Here is a 14,481-nt window from a genome sequence, read left to right as displayed (position 1 = left end):
AACTCCCCTGGAGGCAACTCGCTCTCAGCCGCCCGGCCGCCAGGATGCCACAGCCCCGCGGTGGACGTTCTCACGCTCCTACGTTCGGACCGCGCGGATGTGGGAGCCGTCACGCTCACGCGACCAGAGGCGACGCTTACGCCTCGCTCTGGTCCTTCCAGTAGTTCTCCAGCATTTCTGTGGGCCAGCGTGGTTGGCGGACTTCCCCGCGCGGTCCGAATTCAGCGAACCACGGGGCGATGTCGAGGACTGGCGTCCCGTCAATCGCGTCCAGATCCGTGACGTGCAGGTCCAAGCCGTTGACCCGCAGCAGGCGCGGAAAGGATGTACCCAAACGGTTCGGCCGGCGCATGTTGCGGTGGACGAAGGTTCCCGTGGGCGGCCAAGCCGGGTTGTTACGCGGACTGCGGACGCCGAGATGAACGTCGGACGGATTGACCAGGTGGAAGCGGAAGGTCACCACCAGGTGGCTGAATTCATCCAGTCCCTGCACGGTCTCTACAGGAAACTTCGGGTGGAGGCGGATGATCGACTCGGTGCTCCCCCAGTAATCGTCGGTGGGCTGCACGCGCCCGCCTACGACTGTTGCGATGACCTCGGCTGCAATCGACTCGTCAGGCACGGATCGTCTCTCTCTGGGCTGGAGTTCTATAAGCAACAGCCCGATGAGCTGCCGCTATGTAGGGACACTCGGCTGCGATGGACGCGGTCACCCTACGTGGGCCAGGACGGCACGCGCACGGGCATCGAGGTCCGCGACGGCGGCGGCGCCGCGCTGTCGAAAGGGCGACAAGGCGCGGCGCATGGCGATCACGGTGTCGTGGGCGCGGCCGGAGTGGATGCCTTCCATGGCGTCCAGGGCACGTGTCCAGGTGGCGCATGCGACTTCGATACTGCCCTGTTGGGCCTGGACCGAGCCCAGGTAGCCCAGCGTCACGGCGTGGGTGCGGCCGAAGGCTTGACCGCGGGTGCGAACGCTGCGGTGAAATTCGCGTTGGGCTCCTTCGAAGTCGCCCAGGTCGCGCAAGGCACAGGCGGTCTCGTGGGCGAGGCTGGCTTCGGAGAAGAAGAAGACCCGACTGGGCTCGTGGCCGGCGTTGGTGGCCGCGTCGAGATCGTTCTCGGCGCGGAGCAGGGCGGCCAGTGCGTCACGCTTACGGCCTGAGGCAGCCAGGCTGCGGGCGTGCACCACTCCGATCAGGGCTTTCTCGCGCGGGCTGGCGAGGGTATAGCGCTTGCGCTCAATGGACGCAGTGCCCAGGTCGCGCGCTTGGCGGCGGTGGCCCAGGTCGACGGCCTGGTGAGCGAGGGCGCGCAGAATGTGCCCGGCCAGCGGTGGGTCGTCTGCTTCGGCGGCCAGCCGCACGGCCAAGGTGAGGTACCGCTGCGCGACAGCCTGCTGGGAGGCGTCAAAAGCCATCCAACCGCAGAGGTAGACCAGTTCCCCGGCCGCGGAGTACAGCTCACGTCGGATGGCGTCGGTGGGGAAGGTGCCGCTCAGGTAGGCGGCGACCTCTGTCCGCAAATAGGCCACTACGGCGGCGCGGCCGTCACCGCCCCCGCGCTGCTGATCGCGTCGGGAGAAGAAGGCAGTCATCTCCCGGATCGCCTCGATCTCGCTGCGCCCCACGCGCAACGTCGACGGCTTCCGCGTTCCTGCGTGGCGGGGTGCTTGCTCCCACCAGGCTGGTCCCGGAAGCGAGAGACCGGCGACCGAGTAGGCCGTGCCCGACAGGAGTTGTCGGCGCTCCACGTCCAGATCACTCCCCCCGAGATCCAACAGCGCTGTGATCGTATCGGTTGGCCACAGGTCGGCTGTTGGCGTACCGGGCGCCATGGGTCGAAGACCGATCTCGTCTGGTGTGATCGGGCGTTGCAATCCACGCGAGAGCGCCTCGCACAAGATAGCGGGGCCCGCGCCAGCGGGCTGGGTGCCCAGCACCCACATGGACACGTGCGAGCGCGAAGTGCCCAAAAGCTCAGTTGCCTCTACCTCCGCCGCCACCCGGACAAACCGGGCCGCCACCTGAGCCTGCGACCAGCCAACTTCCCTGATTACAGCGCTCAGCTTCGTGTTCCGTTCGCGCGCCATACTGCGCCCCTGTCCACAAAACGATCTTTGGCACCTTTGGCACTACCAGCGGCACCTGGGGGATATCCACCCGCTGCAATTAGCGGTTCGCTCAACGTAACGGTAGCGGTCAACTACTCCGCGGCGGAGCTGCATTCAGTTGGTCGATGCGCGCAGACGTCCCGCTTAGCGAGGTCCGAAACGGGAGGCGACGAACAGTGAGGGCACACGTCTTTGGCATTCCGCGTCCGGATGTACTCGAAGCCATGTCACTGCGGTTCGCCCTCGCAGCCGGTGTGACGGGCGCACAGAGGGTCGCCGGCGGAGGGATGTGGGTCGCGCACCCACGGCGCATCGGTACTGCGAAGCCCCGCAGCTGGAGGCTGTCGTCATTCCTCATGAACCTCGCCGAGCTGCTGACGTCGGCGATAGTCAGCACCACGATCGGGCATCTACCTGGGCGCGTCGCCCCTTCGCCGCTCGCCAACGGTGGTGTCGATCTACGGGAGGGCGACGCAGCGGAATCCGGTGTCATTGTCTTTCATGCCGCCGTTGGCTGCGTTCTCCAGTGCCGGCGCGGCGCGCTCGAACGGGCTGCTAAACGCCGAGCCCTTGAGCTGGTACCGGTCGGGCCCATCCGCGCCCGGTGTGGAGCACCATTCCCAGACGTTGCCGCACAGGTCGTGCGCGCCGTATGGGCTAGCGCCGGATTGGTAGCGGGTGACCGGCGTCGTGCCCCCGAGGCCGCTTTCAGCGGTGTTGCACTTCGCGGCGGTGGGCTCGTCGCCCCAGGGGTAGGCGCGCCCCTTCGTGCCGCGGGCGGTCTTCTCCCACTGGCTGGCAGCGGGCAGCTCCTTGCCTGCCCAGCTCGCGTAGGCGGCGGCGTCGTGCCAGGTCACCCAGACCACCGGGTGGTCGTGCAGAGCGCTGGGGCTGCGGTCGCCAGGCCAGTGCTGCGGAGGCCGGTGCCCTGTAGCGCGAACGAAGCGCTCGTAATCGCGGTTGGTCGTGGGGTAGACGTCGATGCGGTACGCGTCCACCCAGAGCGACGCGTCCTGGGGACCCGCCAGGTAGATGCCCTCCTCGACGAGCACCGTGACCTTGCCGTCGATGGGATGCCTTATCGTGCGCGCGTCACGGCGCAGCAGTTCCTCGGTGCGCTCGTCCTGCCCGCCGGCGGCCTGGTCAGTCAGGAGTTGGGCGAACCGCCACTGGGCTTGCTGGGGCGCTTGGGACAGCAACGTGTCCAGTGCGGCCTGGTTGCCGGGACGAGGCTGGATGGACTTGCCCCTGACCTCCCAGTTCTCTACCTGGCGCGTGCTGACGCCGACCTTCGCGGCGAAGTCCCTGCCGGTCATGCGCAGCGCCGCGCGCAGTACTTGGACTTCCTGGCCGGTCCACCGTGGAACCCCCGTCGTCATCGCGACTTCCCGGGGCTACAGGGTTTCGCCGCGGATGGACAGGTAGGTGTCGCGGAGCGTATCCAACACGGGATGCTCGGTGGCCAGCTCCTTGTCGTCGATGCAGGCCAGGGCGCGGACACCGATGGAGGTGTTCGTGGCGAAGCCGGCCGCCATGCCCTTGGCCTGGTCGAGGGTGACGGGGGCGGTCCGGTGTTCGACGCCGATGGAGTTCTGCTGGAGCAGGGCCATGGTGACGCCGGGCAGAACGGGCGCCTGGGGCCACACCACGGTTCCGTTGCCGTCGATGAAGGCGACGTTCCAGGTGCCGCCTTCGGAGATGTAGCCGTCGCGGCCGACGAACAGTGCGTCGTCGGCGCCGGCGAGCTGGGCGGCGCTGCGCGCGTGCAGGGCGCCGAACAGGCCGCAATGCTTGACCTGGGGAAGATCACGCTCGTACGGCACGCTGAGGGCGCGCAGCGGAGCGGGGGGAAGCGGGCCGGCGGGGCGCACGGTGACCAGGACGCTCGGGTTGTCGGCGGCGGAAGGGTGGCCCATGTCGACGGCGGGGTCGTAGATCGTGACGCGGACGACGCATGGCCCGGCCTGTCCGTCGAGGGCCGCGCGGACGTGGTCGCGGACGCGTCCAGTGTCCAGGTCCGCGCCGTAGACGATCTTGCAGTCCCGTTCGAGGCGTTCCATGTGCAGTGCGAGGCCGCGAATCGAGTGGTCGGCGTCGACGCGCATGGATGTGAAGTGCGCGAAGTTCGTCAGCGCCAGGGGCAGCAAGTCGTCGGCGGTTGCCAGCTTTTCATCGAGTGTGGCCATGGCGCCCAGCATGCCAGGGCGCGCCCCGGCTCCGGCACCCTACGCCGTGTTACTGACGCGTCAACTTCGGTGAAACTTCGTTCCCTCTTTGGTACCCCGCGGTGTTCTCTGGTCACCGTGCGAACACGCTTGGTGATCAAAAGGAAGGAGCGTGGCACGCGATGCGCAGGTCCCGCCTATCGCCCGCTCCCCCGCGCCGCTTACCGGGGAGGCTCCCGATGACTGCCGCACCAGCCGTCACCACGGCCGCGTCGAAACTGCTGTCCGGACCCTCACCCCGACTCTTCACGGTGGCGTTCACCCCCGCCAAGGCCCGGGTCGCCTACATGCGCCGGATCACCACGACGCACCTTCGGTACTGGCGTGTGCCCGTCGATGCATCCGAGGACATCGTGGTCAGCGTCTCGGAGCTGGTCACCAATGCGCTCCGCTACGCCCCCGACGACGTCGTTCTCACGGTTCGCTACGCCGACGATGAACTGCGGATCGAAGTCTTCGACGGCAACCCGGCCCCTGCCCGGCCGCGCGAGGCGGCAGAGGACGACGAGTCGGGTCGCGGCCTGTTCCTCGTCGCGCTCCTCGCCGGCGACTGGGGCGTGAGCGACGACGGCAAGACGACCTGGGCCCATTTCCGCATTCACGCAGGGAGGTCGTGATGGTCGCCGTAGACATCGCCACCGCCACCGAGTTACTGAGCCGACCGCTCTCCTCCAAGGACGAGGCGGGGCGCAGGCTCGCCTACGGTCTCGCACGCTCCCTCGCCGCTGAGGGAATCAGTGATGACCTGATCGATACGCTCGAAGAAGTGCTTAGGGGCTGGCCCGGTCCCGCTGTCCCTGACCGCAAGCTCCATGCCTGGTTAGTCAGATTCGGCCTCCCCCTGCCTCGGAGACAGCCGCCCGACGCTTTACCGCCAAGCTACGAGGACGCGGGGCGGATCGCTGACCGATTCCGCCGAGCCACCCGCCAGCTCCTGCAAATCGTCCCGCACCGCGTGGCGATGTATCCCACGCAGGAGGTGCATCTCCTGCTCGCCCTGTGCGACGAACAGCCCGGTCCTGAGGGAGCGCTGTCGTATTTGCGCCGGTTCACCCTCGCGATCCTGGCCGTCCTCGACCTCATGGGGGACGACACATGACGCCGCGCAGCACAGTCGCCGGACCACTTCTCCCCGCGGCCCGGGCCTTGAACGAGCAGAAGTTACCGCCACCTGAGGTGGCCGGCGGATCTCCATGACGGCAGGCCACCTCCGATCACCGGCCGGTACACCCTCCACGGAGTTCTTCATGACGCACCCCACGACCGACCCCCTCCCGCACCAGCCCGCCGACCCCGACCCGGATGGCATCGACCGGCACCCCTTTACCGACGCGACACACACGGCGGCCGACCTCCTCCCGCAGCAGGCCGCCGACCTCGATCCGGATGTGCGCGCCCAGAGCTGGGATGCGGCCAGCGAACTGGGAGATATCTTTCGCGCTGCCGGCCTGCGTCTGTACTTCGTCAAGGTGAACGACGCCGAGGAGGGAGCACCTTCCATCAGTCTGGGCAACGTCGACGCGGCGACCGCGCTGGACTTGGCCCGGCGAGTGCGAGAAAGCATGAAGCCGCTCTTTCGCGCGGGCGACGCTCTGCACCGGGCGTTCCTCGCCTGCGACCTGGAGACCTCCGGGCCGCACGTCGAATCCGGCAGGCTCCAGCTTGGCAAGGTCTCCGTGCCCACCGCGGATCGCCTGGCGTGTCTCCTAGGAGCCGCGCCCCAGGACGAGGGCCGGGACATCACCGAGTGGCCCGAAGCGCAGAAGGTCGTCGAACGTCTCGGCAAGGCGTTCAAGACGGCCACTCGTGGCGGCTTCCTGGACCCCACATTCGAACCAGAATGTTTCAAATGCCACTGTGACGCGGAGATTGATCTGGGGTCTCTCGGCCTGCGGACAGGCCGTCGCCTCGCAGGCGCTCTCCAAGCAACGGCGCGCCGATGACGACACTCCAGCGGCCTGACATCGCCCGTGACCTCATCGACCGCGCCGCTGCCGCTCGGCTGCACCACAGCAAGCTCACCCGCGGGTACCCGAGCCCCCCAGAGATCGCCGCCGGTCGCCATCAAGACCACGCGAACGCCGGCGTGCTGCGCCGCATCGCAGCAGAGCACGGCTGGCCCGATCGCCGGCTCGTCGGTGACGACGGCGCCCAGGCCGCCTACCAAATCGCCCTCTACGCGGACCATGACCCCGACTTCCAGAACGCGGCGCTGCGGTTGCTGGCCGCCGCGCTGAAGGGTGGTCAGGCACCGGCCGGGCAATGGGCGCACCTGTTCGACCGATGGTGCATCAACACTGGTCAGGCCCAGCTGCACGGCACGCAATTTCGCCGCGGGCCTGCCGGTGTCGAGGTAGTACCGGTGCGGGAGCCGCAGCACCTCGATACCCACCGGGCCCGTGCGGGGCTGCCGCCCCACGCCGCCGCGGCCGAGGCCGTTCGCCGCCGCCACCTCCCCACCGGGGACGGCGATCCCCCGCAAGCGGGACTTCCCGACATGGTCCTGGTCAAGCGGGCCGCATGACGCTCGACCCCGGCACCTGACGAACGGCCCCCTGAACCGCCGTGCCTCCCCTGCGGTGCATCCCCCGCCCGCACCGGGGGCGCGGCTCCAACTCCGCCATCCCGGTTGTCTCCGAGAGAGGTACGACCCATGCCCGTCCAGACCGCACTTCCCAGCCCGCATCTCGTGGCCGAAACCGCTGTAGGAGTCCTCCAGCGCCTGGAAGACGACCACGAATTCCCGGCGTTTCACAAGGCCAGCCTCAACTACAGCGACGACTGGCAGTGCTTCACCGGCTTCCCCGTCATCTCGAAGTGGAAGCTGGAGGATGACGCCCCGCCGCTGTTCGTTGAGGCCATGCGCGCCCTGGCGCTCAAGGCCGCCGTTTACGCGCTGACCGAGGACGAGAGGGCGGCCGAGATCGCTATCGCGGTTCCGGTGGATGAGATGACGCACGCGATGCTCGCCCAGTCCCAGCTCCTGCACCGCATCGCGGACTGCCACGCCGTCAGCATCATCCACCAGACCGATCAGGAGCACACCGACTACCAACACGGCGACTACACCTACCAGTGCTACACCGCGGCGTGGGGTGAACCGCCGTCCCGCTACTGGCTGGACCACCAGCAGGTGGAAGCCAACCGCGCCCACCTCGCCGGCCTCTACGCGAGCATCGGCATGGGCCGGTCCGGGCGCGAGCACACCATCGCCTTCGCGCCGGCGGCTTAACCCAGTGCCGACCGCAGCGCCGCCGTCACGTCCAGATCCGGATCCGACGCCCGCAGAATCTGCGACGCCTGCGCGATCACTGCGGCGAAGGCGTCCGGCGGCGCCGCGGTCAGCGCCACCCGCAACCACTCCCGCACCTCGCCCGCGTCCGCCGGCGGCGGCACCTCCCACGGCAGCACCAGGCGGTCCGTCGCGTACGGGGCGGCCGGCAGGCCCACCCGGTCGGGGTGCACACACACCGCCACCCCCGCCGCGGTGTACCGGTTGCCGCTCTCGGGGTCGAAGGGGCAATCCCGGCTGGGCTTGGCCACCACGTCGAAGGCCCCACCAGGCAGCACCAGGGAAGGGCAGATCGCACACACCGGCCGCTCACCCTCCCGGGAGAACGGCTCCCGATCCTTCACCACCCCGCTCACCCCCTGCACCGACGCGACCAGCACTTCACCGTTCCGCAGCGTAGCGACTGCGGCCCGACGAGTAGCCCGAACCGCCATGGTCCGGCAAGAGAACCGGGGGGCGCAGTTCCATCTCCACCGTTTCGACTATCTCCGCCGAGGAATGCCATGCCCACCCCTCTCCAAAACGCACCAGCCGCAGGCGTTGCCGGGCCCCCACACGCCCCCTATCGCGAGACACCCGGGCCGAGACCGACTGCCCGCATCGTGATAGGCGCCTACCTGCGCACGCTGCGCCAGGACCAGAACCTGACGCTCATCGAGGCCGCCGACGTGTTGGGTATCTCCGCCGAGCACCTGGAGCGAACCGAAGGGGGGCGCAGACCCCTGAGCCAAGAGCAGTTGGAGCAACTGATTGATCGGTTTCCCTCCTGCGGTCCGCACGAGCAGCGCACGCTGCGTGGCCTGCTGGCGCCCACCAGCGCGCAATTCGTGGGCCGCGGCGCGGATCCGGACATGGTGCTGGACTGCGCTCCGGGGTGGACTGCTCGGCTGCGGGCCTGTGAGCGCCATGCCTCCGATATCGTCACCTACAGCGCCGGGCTGGTGCCCGCGATCTTACGGACTGACGCCTACAGCGAAGCATTCTGCGCCGATGCGCTGACCCAGCAGCAGCGGCGCCTGGGCCCGGCGCGCGCGCTGCCTCGGGGCGACCGCAGACGGGTGCTGGTGCTCCTGGATGAGTGCGGGTTACGCCAGCCTGTCGGCGGCCCCTGCGTGATGGCCGCCCAACTCGCCCACCTTCTGCGGGCCAGTGCGCGCGGAGACGCGCAGATTCAAATCGTGCCGCGGATGGAGAACCTGCGGCTGCCGGCCGGCTTCCACAGCGAACTGCGCATCCGCGGGCGCCTGCTCTTCGTCAGCGAAGGCGTGGACGCGTCCTACTTCAGCGGGCCGGCAGCCGAAGGTGCGCACGGCCCGTACCTGCGCGCCGCGATCAACGGCGCCCACAGCGTCGAGCACAGCCGCACCCTGCTGGACACCGCACGCGCCGACTTCCAACGCCGTGCCGAGCCCTCACCCACCCAGGAATGGCGGGGACCGCGATGAACGAGACCTACGGGATGATGCCGCTCGCCCTCGCCGCACCCGGTGCGCTTCGCGCGCCCGCTGTGCTTCCCGAGCCCGCTGCGCCCCTGGCCCGGGAGCCGGATGCTGCGTTCCCCGCGACACCGCCCGCTCGCGTGATCGTCGGCGCGTACCTGCGAGCCCTGCGCCGCAGCCGGGGCCTGTCGCAGGACGCGGTTAGTCGCCGGGTGCACTGCAGCATGGAAACGATCGCCCGAACTGAGACGGCCGGGCGAAAGCCTTCCGAGCACCTGGTTTCCGCGCTGCTGCGCGTCTACCAGGTCAAGAACCCCGCCGAGATCGACGCCGTGCAGCAGCTGGTGCTCCGGGTGGACGGCCGTAACCACGTCATCGACGACAAGGCCGGCTACGGCCTGCGGCTGGCCGCGTGCGAAGCCGTCGCCGACTCCCTGTGCGTACACGCCCAGCACGTGATACCCCCCATCGTGCAGACCGCCGCCTATACGGCTGCCCTGCACCGATCCCGTCGGCCGCCGGTGCCCCGCGCGTTGGGTCCCCGGGCCGACCGGACGGTGCTGGTGCTGCTGGATGAGACGGTGCTGACCCGGCCCGTCGCCGGGCCGGCCGTGATGGAAGCCCAGATCACCCACCTGCTCCACGTGATCAAGGACGGCATCGCTGACGTGCGCGTGCTGCCGCTGGGCAGCGGATGCTTCGTCCCCCGCCGCCAGACCACCGAACTGCTCTTCCGCCGCGGCGAGCAGCGGCTGTTCGTCGAGGAAGCGGCCGGCGTCGCCTACAGCAGCGGGCCACAGCACGGCCAGGATGCCAGCACCCGCCTCGACACCGCCCAAGCTCTCGCCGTCGGCCCCGACGCGAGCTGGCAGATGCTCCAGAGCGCCCGCGGGCGCTTCCACGATCAGGGGGCACCGTGATGCTCGATCGCACCGTTGAAGTCACGCTCCCGTACATCGAGGCCAGGACCCTCACCTGGACGGGCAAGGACGGCAGAATCGTCCTGGGATTCGAGGACGCGCAGGTGATGCACCGGCGAGACGGTCGGCACACCGTGGTCACCGTCGAAGGCATCCTGGGCGTCTACGAAGCCCCGACCCTGCGGGAATACCTGACGACCCTGATCGACGAAGGCGACGGGGATCTGATCCTCGACCTGACCGGCGTCGAACTCCTCGACTCCACCAACCTGGGCATGCTGGTCGCCGCCTGCAAGCGCCTGCGCACCCAGCCCGACCCGCGAACCCTGTACCTGGTGGCCCACAAGGACCAGGGGCCCGTTCACCGGATCATGCTCATCACCGGTCTCACCAAGGTCCTCCACCTGTGCGACAGCGTCCCCAACGCCCTGCGCGCAGCGACCACCGAAGCACCCGAGGAGCAGGAGGCGCCCGCGGAGGTCGGGGAGCCCGTGGCCGGCGCCGCCGCGGGCGGGCAGGAGGGTCCGCGATGACCATCCCCCCGCCGGACATCGTTCCGTACATGGCCGCGTGGAGCGCGGAGCAGCGCATCGCCCGGACCCTGCTGTGCGGCAAGGGCGGCATCGTCTACGCCGACGAGCAACCCCACGACCGCGATAGCCGAGGGGCCCTGTGGATGGGCACCACGCTGGCCCAAGGCCGCGGTCGGCCCGAGTTCGCCCGCACCCACGCGCAGCGACAGCGCCGGTGCATGCGGGCCCTGCTGTGCCAAGTCTGCGCGGGACCAGCAGATCGCACTGAGCAGGGTGTGCTCTGGCTGGTGGAGAACGACGAAGGCCGGGCCGACGAGCTGAACTGGCCGGAGGATCTGGTCACCGTCCACCCCCCGATCTGCGCGCCTTGCGCCCGCCAGGCCCTCCGGCTCTGCCCCCACCTGGCCGGGCGGGGCTCCGTGGCCGTGCGCGTGAAGGACTCCGCCGTCGAGGGCGTGTACGGCCAGCTCTACCGCTCCAGCCCGCACTCGCCCGTGGAAGGGCGGAGAGATGCCGTTTTCTACGACTCTCCCGAGATCAGGTGGGTCCTGGCCGCCCAACTGACCAGGACGCTGCGCGGCTGCACGGTCGTGGGCTGGCCGCCGCAACCGGCGGCACCTGACCCAACCCACATACCCCTGTGAAGGAGACGCCATGACGCACACCGACGCCTTACCGACGCGGCGCCCGCTGCCGCTGCTGTCCGTCACGCAACGCACTGACCTCAAGCCGGATCTCGCCGATCCGGTCGAGTACCGCAAGAGCGGGCTGTCCCTGAACCACGTGGTGGGCTGCCCTCTGGAATGCGGGTACTGCGTGCGCCACCTGTACGACAACTTCGCCATGAAGGCGCCGCGCGCCCTGATGAGCGACGCTGACGCCGTCCAGGCCCTCGTCTCGCACCCGTACTTCCGCCCGCACATCACCCCCCTGCAGCTCTTCAACAAGGCGACGGACCCACTGCTGCCCGTCGTCAAGCAGCACACGTTCAACACCCTGCGCCTCCTGGACGAGCGCGGGCTGACCAATCACGTCCTGGTCATCACCCGCTGGCGCGTCGAGGAACCGGACTGCGCGATCCTCAACTCGTTCCGGAACATCAAGCTGACGGTCCTGGTGACCCACTCCAACATCGAGCACACGGGCATCGAACCGGTCGATTCCCGGATCGCCGCGCAGAGCCTCCACACCTTGTACGCCCACGCCGAGAACTACCGCACGATTCTGTACTGGCGGCCGATCGTGCCCGGACTCAACGACTCCGACGGCGATATCGCCTACGCCCGGGAGCTGGCCGCACATGCCCACGCCACCGTCTTCACCGGGCTGTTCTTCCGCGACGAGATGGCCGCCTACTACCGCGAGCAGGGCCTGCCCGAGCCCTACGAGGACACCGCCCGCCGCAAGATCATGCCCGAAGAGTCCGAAGCCCGGATCCTTGCCGCCTTCCACCAGCCCAACCACACGGCCGCGCCGTGGGGCCAGCTGTACCGCAAGACGTCCTGTGCGGTCGCGGCCGTCCACGGCCTGGCGGACTACAACGGGCACTACGGCATCCGGGAGCTGTGCGACATCTGCCCGCTGGCCCAGCTCCACCGGTGCGAGCACGCGTGGCAGGCCCCGGACCTCGAATCGGTGACCGCTCAGGCGCGTGCCCTGGGCGCGACCGGGCCCGTTGAGATCACCGACCGGGCGATCCTGGTCGAGGGCCTGGACGAGCACCCGCGCTACTTCCTCCAGCACGGTCACGGCTACCAGGTCCACGACCGGCGCCACCCCCACCACCCCCGACGGCACGGCCGAGCGGACTTCGGCTGGCCGCAGAAAGCAACCCCGTGAACACGAAGTTGTCCTGGCCGCCGCTCCTCGTCGTCGATGTCGAAGGCAACGGCGCCACCCCGCCGGAACTGGTGGAGGTCGCCATCCTCCCGATCACCGACGGTGTCCTGCACGCCGAGCGACGCCGCGAATGGCTCATCCGGCCAGCAGCCCCCATCCCGAATCACATCGTCCGTATCCACGGCATCACAAACGAGGCCCTGGCCGGCAAGCCCGCCTGGCCGGAGGTCGCTGAGGACATCCGGGGCGCGTTGGGCCAGGCGTGGATCGTCGCGCACAACGCCTCGGTCGAATACAAGGCGCTGACCGGGCACCTGCCTGGCTGGGAGCCGGCCGGCGTCATCGACACCCTGCGCCTGGCCCGCGCCACCTACCCCGAAGCCGCCAAACACGGCCTCGATCCCCTCATCCAGCACCTCGGCCTGCCGGTGGCCGACATTCCCGGGCAACGCCACCGCGCGGGGTTCGACGCCCACGCCACCGCACTACTGCTCCTCGACGCGGCAGCCCACTACGACTCCTGGGACGAACTGATCTCCGTTGCCGTCCCCGGCACCCTGCCCGGCCTTCGGCCCGCCCGTCCCGCCTTTCAGGAGGAACCCCTGTGGTAGCCACGCCCGCGCCCATACGCATCGCCGTGTCGGGAACCCACTCCACCGGCAAGAGCACCCTGCTCAAGCGGCTGGCCATGGAATTACGCGCCCACGGTCACAAGGTCGTCTGCACTCCCGGCAGCCTCGCCAACAGGGCCGCGGCGATGGGGTTCCCCAAGATGCGCGATCAGACTGCCGCCACCACCCAGTGGCTGATCGCGGCCGGGATCTGCGCGGAACTAGAAGCGGCCCTGAGCGCCGACGTGGTCCTCGTCGATCGCAGCGTGGTCGATCCCCTGGCGTACTTGCTGGCCGGTATGGATCAGCGCGGCCAGCAACCCGAGGACGCCGACCGAGACCTGCTGATGACCATGGTGACCGCCCATGCGGCCGGATACGACCTGCTCCTGGCCACCGCGCTTGATCCTGCCGTGCCGCTGGGCAATCACCGCGACCGCGACCTGGCCTTCCGCGCCAGCGTCGACCATTACGTCCACCGCCTTCTGGCGACCGTGAAGCCGAACCGTCTCCTCGTCGTCAACACCGACGACTCCCGTAACCGCGCCCGCACGGCAGTGCTGACCGCAGCCACGCAGATGGCCGCCGCCGGATGAACCGCCGCCAGCCGGCCGCCGGATGGATCCTGCTCGCAGGCAAACGTGTCTCCCGCCTCGGCCTGGGCACGATGCGCCTGACCGGGGCGGGAACGTGGGGCCCGCCCCGCGACCCGGACGCGGCGATCCGCATTCTGCGCGAAGCCGTCCACATCCACGGCATCACCCATATCGACACAGCGGACGCCTACGGCCCCCACACGGTGGAAGAACTCATCCGCCGCGCCCTGCGCCCCTATCCGGCCGATCTCCTGATCGCCACCAAAGTCGGTCTGGTGCGGCCCGGACCCGACCGTTGGGCGCCGCTGGGCCGGCCCACCTATCTACGCAGTGCCGTCGAGGCCAGCCTGCGCCGCCTGGCCATGGGCCGGCTGGAGCTGTGCTACCTCCACCGTGTCGACCCGGGCGTGCCCCTAGAAGAGCAGGTCGGCGAACTGCGCACGCTCCAGACGGAAGGAAAGATCGGCCACATTGGGCTGTCGAAGGTCACCGTCGACCAGATCCGAGCTGCATCCGCCGAAATCCAGGTCGCCGCCGTGCAGAACGTCCTCAACCAGACCGAGCCCGATGACCCCGCCGTCGACTACTGCCGCGTGCAGCAGATCCCCTACATCCCCTACCGGCCACTGAACGCCGGCACTCTCGCCACCTCGGAAGGCGGAGCAGGCGAAGCGTTGCGCTGGCTGCTGTCACTGGGCTCGCACATCGCCCCCATCCCCGGCACCAGCTCGCCCGATCACCTAAAAGGGCTCATCGGAACACTCCGCCCGGTGATGTCCGCAGAACAGCCCTGAACAGCAGGTATGACGCAGGAGACGCGGGCCGCGGTAGGACCGCGCGCCGTAGCCGTCCCCTTGGTGCCCAACCAACCCGAAGGACGAGGATGCACACCCACATACACGCAGGTCGACCG

Annotated in this window: 18 protein-coding genes; 13 read left to right on the top strand and 5 right to left on the bottom strand. The window is 69.1% G+C overall.

The genetic code is table 11. From position 1 onward, the window contains the following. Window positions 1-136: 136 nt before the first annotated feature. The 4 genes from O3W51_RS22255 to O3W51_RS22240 form a co-directional block, all read right to left on the bottom strand. Entirely contained in the window at window positions 137-622 is a 486-nt protein-coding gene (locus tag O3W51_RS22255; protein WP_164608512.1) for an SAM-dependent methyltransferase, read from the bottom strand. A gap of 87 nt (window positions 623-709) precedes the next feature. Further along, window positions 710-1,630: a Tat pathway signal protein gene (locus O3W51_RS22250; protein WP_331284077.1), complete on the bottom strand. Its 921-nt coding sequence runs from the start codon at window positions 1,628-1,630 to the stop codon at window positions 710-712. Between the two features lie 941 nt (window positions 1,631-2,571). Next, window positions 2,572-3,492, bottom strand: a complete 921-nt coding sequence (locus O3W51_RS22245; RefSeq protein WP_164608510.1) for an SUMF1/EgtB/PvdO family nonheme iron enzyme — start codon at window positions 3,490-3,492, stop codon at window positions 2,572-2,574. Between the two features lie 15 nt (window positions 3,493-3,507). Continuing rightward, a complete protein-coding gene (locus tag O3W51_RS22240; protein WP_203675288.1) occupies window positions 3,508-4,299 on the bottom strand; it encodes an aminotransferase class IV family protein in 792 nt (263 codons plus the stop codon). 218 nt (window positions 4,300-4,517) lie between these two features. Between O3W51_RS22240 and O3W51_RS22235 the strand changes: the two genes are divergently transcribed. The 5 genes from O3W51_RS22235 to O3W51_RS22215 all read left to right on the top strand — a co-directional run bounded on the left by O3W51_RS22235 (window position 4,518) and on the right by O3W51_RS22215 (window position 7,570). Beyond that, entirely contained in the window at window positions 4,518-4,955 is a 438-nt protein-coding gene (locus tag O3W51_RS22235; RefSeq protein ID WP_164608508.1) for an ATP-binding protein, read from the top strand. Beyond that, window positions 4,955-5,437, top strand: a complete 483-nt coding sequence (locus O3W51_RS22230; RefSeq protein ID WP_164608507.1) for a hypothetical protein — start codon at window positions 4,955-4,957, stop codon at window positions 5,435-5,437. The genes O3W51_RS22235 and O3W51_RS22230 overlap by 1 nt, the downstream gene beginning before the upstream one ends. A 148-nt stretch (window positions 5,438-5,585) precedes the next feature. Next, the gene (locus tag O3W51_RS22225) at window positions 5,586-6,281 is read left to right on the top strand and encodes a hypothetical protein (protein ID WP_164608506.1); all 696 of its coding nucleotides are present in this window, start codon (window positions 5,586-5,588) and stop codon (window positions 6,279-6,281) included. Then, complete coding sequence (locus tag O3W51_RS22220) at window positions 6,278-6,862, top strand: DUF6624 domain-containing protein (RefSeq protein WP_269287217.1); 585 nt, start codon at window positions 6,278-6,280, stop codon at window positions 6,860-6,862. Before O3W51_RS22225 ends, O3W51_RS22220 begins: the two co-directional genes overlap by 4 nt. A 129-nt stretch (window positions 6,863-6,991) precedes the next feature. After that, window positions 6,992-7,570, top strand: a complete 579-nt coding sequence (locus tag O3W51_RS22215) for a hypothetical protein (protein WP_239070846.1) — start codon at window positions 6,992-6,994, stop codon at window positions 7,568-7,570. On the opposite strand, the gene O3W51_RS22210 is transcribed toward O3W51_RS22215, so the two are convergent. Beyond that, the gene (locus tag O3W51_RS22210) at window positions 7,567-7,977 is read right to left on the bottom strand and encodes a hypothetical protein (RefSeq protein ID WP_269287216.1); all 411 of its coding nucleotides are present in this window, start codon (window positions 7,975-7,977) and stop codon (window positions 7,567-7,569) included. The two genes, O3W51_RS22215 and O3W51_RS22210, sit on opposite strands and share 4 nt — an antisense overlap. Before the next feature lie 255 nt (window positions 7,978-8,232). Here O3W51_RS22210 and O3W51_RS22205 point away from each other — a divergent pair, with 255 nt between their 5' ends. The 8 genes from O3W51_RS22205 to O3W51_RS22170 are packed head-to-tail and all read left to right on the top strand — an operon-like array spanning window position 8,233 to window position 14,362. Further along, a complete protein-coding gene (locus O3W51_RS22205) occupies window positions 8,233-9,075 on the top strand; it encodes a Scr1 family TA system antitoxin-like transcriptional regulator (RefSeq protein ID WP_269287214.1) in 843 nt (280 codons plus the stop codon). Further along, window positions 9,057-9,989: a Scr1 family TA system antitoxin-like transcriptional regulator gene (locus tag O3W51_RS22200; RefSeq protein ID WP_269287213.1), complete on the top strand. Its 933-nt coding sequence runs from the start codon at window positions 9,057-9,059 to the stop codon at window positions 9,987-9,989. The genes O3W51_RS22205 and O3W51_RS22200 overlap by 19 nt, the downstream gene beginning before the upstream one ends. Beyond that, window positions 9,989-10,522: an STAS domain-containing protein gene (locus tag O3W51_RS22195; RefSeq protein WP_269287211.1), complete on the top strand. Its 534-nt coding sequence runs from the start codon at window positions 9,989-9,991 to the stop codon at window positions 10,520-10,522. Before O3W51_RS22200 ends, O3W51_RS22195 begins: the two co-directional genes overlap by 1 nt. After that, the gene (locus O3W51_RS22190) at window positions 10,519-11,166 is read left to right on the top strand and encodes a hypothetical protein (protein WP_269287210.1); all 648 of its coding nucleotides are present in this window, start codon (window positions 10,519-10,521) and stop codon (window positions 11,164-11,166) included. Before O3W51_RS22195 ends, O3W51_RS22190 begins: the two co-directional genes overlap by 4 nt. A gap of 10 nt (window positions 11,167-11,176) precedes the next feature. After that, window positions 11,177-12,361 (top strand): radical SAM protein, encoded by a 1,185-nt coding sequence (locus tag O3W51_RS22185; RefSeq protein ID WP_164608391.1) that lies wholly within the window; start codon window positions 11,177-11,179, stop codon window positions 12,359-12,361. Further along, window positions 12,358-12,972, top strand: a complete 615-nt coding sequence (locus O3W51_RS22180; RefSeq protein ID WP_269287209.1) for a 3'-5' exonuclease — start codon at window positions 12,358-12,360, stop codon at window positions 12,970-12,972. Before O3W51_RS22185 ends, O3W51_RS22180 begins: the two co-directional genes overlap by 4 nt. Then, the gene (locus O3W51_RS22175; RefSeq protein WP_164608390.1) at window positions 12,966-13,568 is read left to right on the top strand and encodes an AAA family ATPase; all 603 of its coding nucleotides are present in this window, start codon (window positions 12,966-12,968) and stop codon (window positions 13,566-13,568) included. The genes O3W51_RS22180 and O3W51_RS22175 overlap by 7 nt, the downstream gene beginning before the upstream one ends. Further along, window positions 13,565-14,362: an aldo/keto reductase gene (locus O3W51_RS22170; RefSeq protein ID WP_269287208.1), complete on the top strand. Its 798-nt coding sequence runs from the start codon at window positions 13,565-13,567 to the stop codon at window positions 14,360-14,362. The genes O3W51_RS22175 and O3W51_RS22170 overlap by 4 nt, the downstream gene beginning before the upstream one ends. The last annotated feature ends 119 nt before the right edge of the window (window positions 14,363-14,481 follow it).

Origin of the sequence: Streptomyces sp. H39-C1 (assembly GCF_027158125.1) — a bacterium.
Lineage (GTDB): Bacteria > Actinomycetota > Actinomycetes > Streptomycetales > Streptomycetaceae > Actinacidiphila > Actinacidiphila fildesensis.
Note: the sequence above shows the minus strand (reverse complement) of the source record. Positions and strands in the feature narration are given on the sequence as shown.

Coding starts and splice junctions, on each gene's coding strand:
- O3W51_RS22245 (WP_164608510.1), bottom strand. CDS start 3,492: ATGACGACGGGGGTTCCACGGTGGACCGGCCAGGAAGTCCAAGTACTG.
- O3W51_RS22240 (WP_203675288.1), bottom strand. CDS start 4,299: ATGGCCACACTCGATGAAAAGCTGGCAACCGCCGACGACTTGCTGCCC.
- O3W51_RS22235 (WP_164608508.1), top strand. CDS start 4,518: ATGACTGCCGCACCAGCCGTCACCACGGCCGCGTCGAAACTGCTGTCC.
- O3W51_RS22230 (WP_164608507.1), top strand. CDS start 4,955: ATGGTCGCCGTAGACATCGCCACCGCCACCGAGTTACTGAGCCGACCG.
- O3W51_RS22225 (WP_164608506.1), top strand. CDS start 5,586: ATGACGCACCCCACGACCGACCCCCTCCCGCACCAGCCCGCCGACCCC.
- O3W51_RS22220 (WP_269287217.1), top strand. CDS start 6,278: ATGACGACACTCCAGCGGCCTGACATCGCCCGTGACCTCATCGACCGC.
- O3W51_RS22215 (WP_239070846.1), top strand. CDS start 6,992: ATGCCCGTCCAGACCGCACTTCCCAGCCCGCATCTCGTGGCCGAAACC.
- O3W51_RS22200 (WP_269287213.1), top strand. CDS start 9,057: ATGGCGGGGACCGCGATGAACGAGACCTACGGGATGATGCCGCTCGCC.
- O3W51_RS22195 (WP_269287211.1), top strand. CDS start 9,989: ATGCTCGATCGCACCGTTGAAGTCACGCTCCCGTACATCGAGGCCAGG.
- O3W51_RS22190 (WP_269287210.1), top strand. CDS start 10,519: ATGACCATCCCCCCGCCGGACATCGTTCCGTACATGGCCGCGTGGAGC.
- O3W51_RS22185 (WP_164608391.1), top strand. CDS start 11,177: ATGACGCACACCGACGCCTTACCGACGCGGCGCCCGCTGCCGCTGCTG.
- O3W51_RS22170 (WP_269287208.1), top strand. CDS start 13,565: ATGAACCGCCGCCAGCCGGCCGCCGGATGGATCCTGCTCGCAGGCAAA.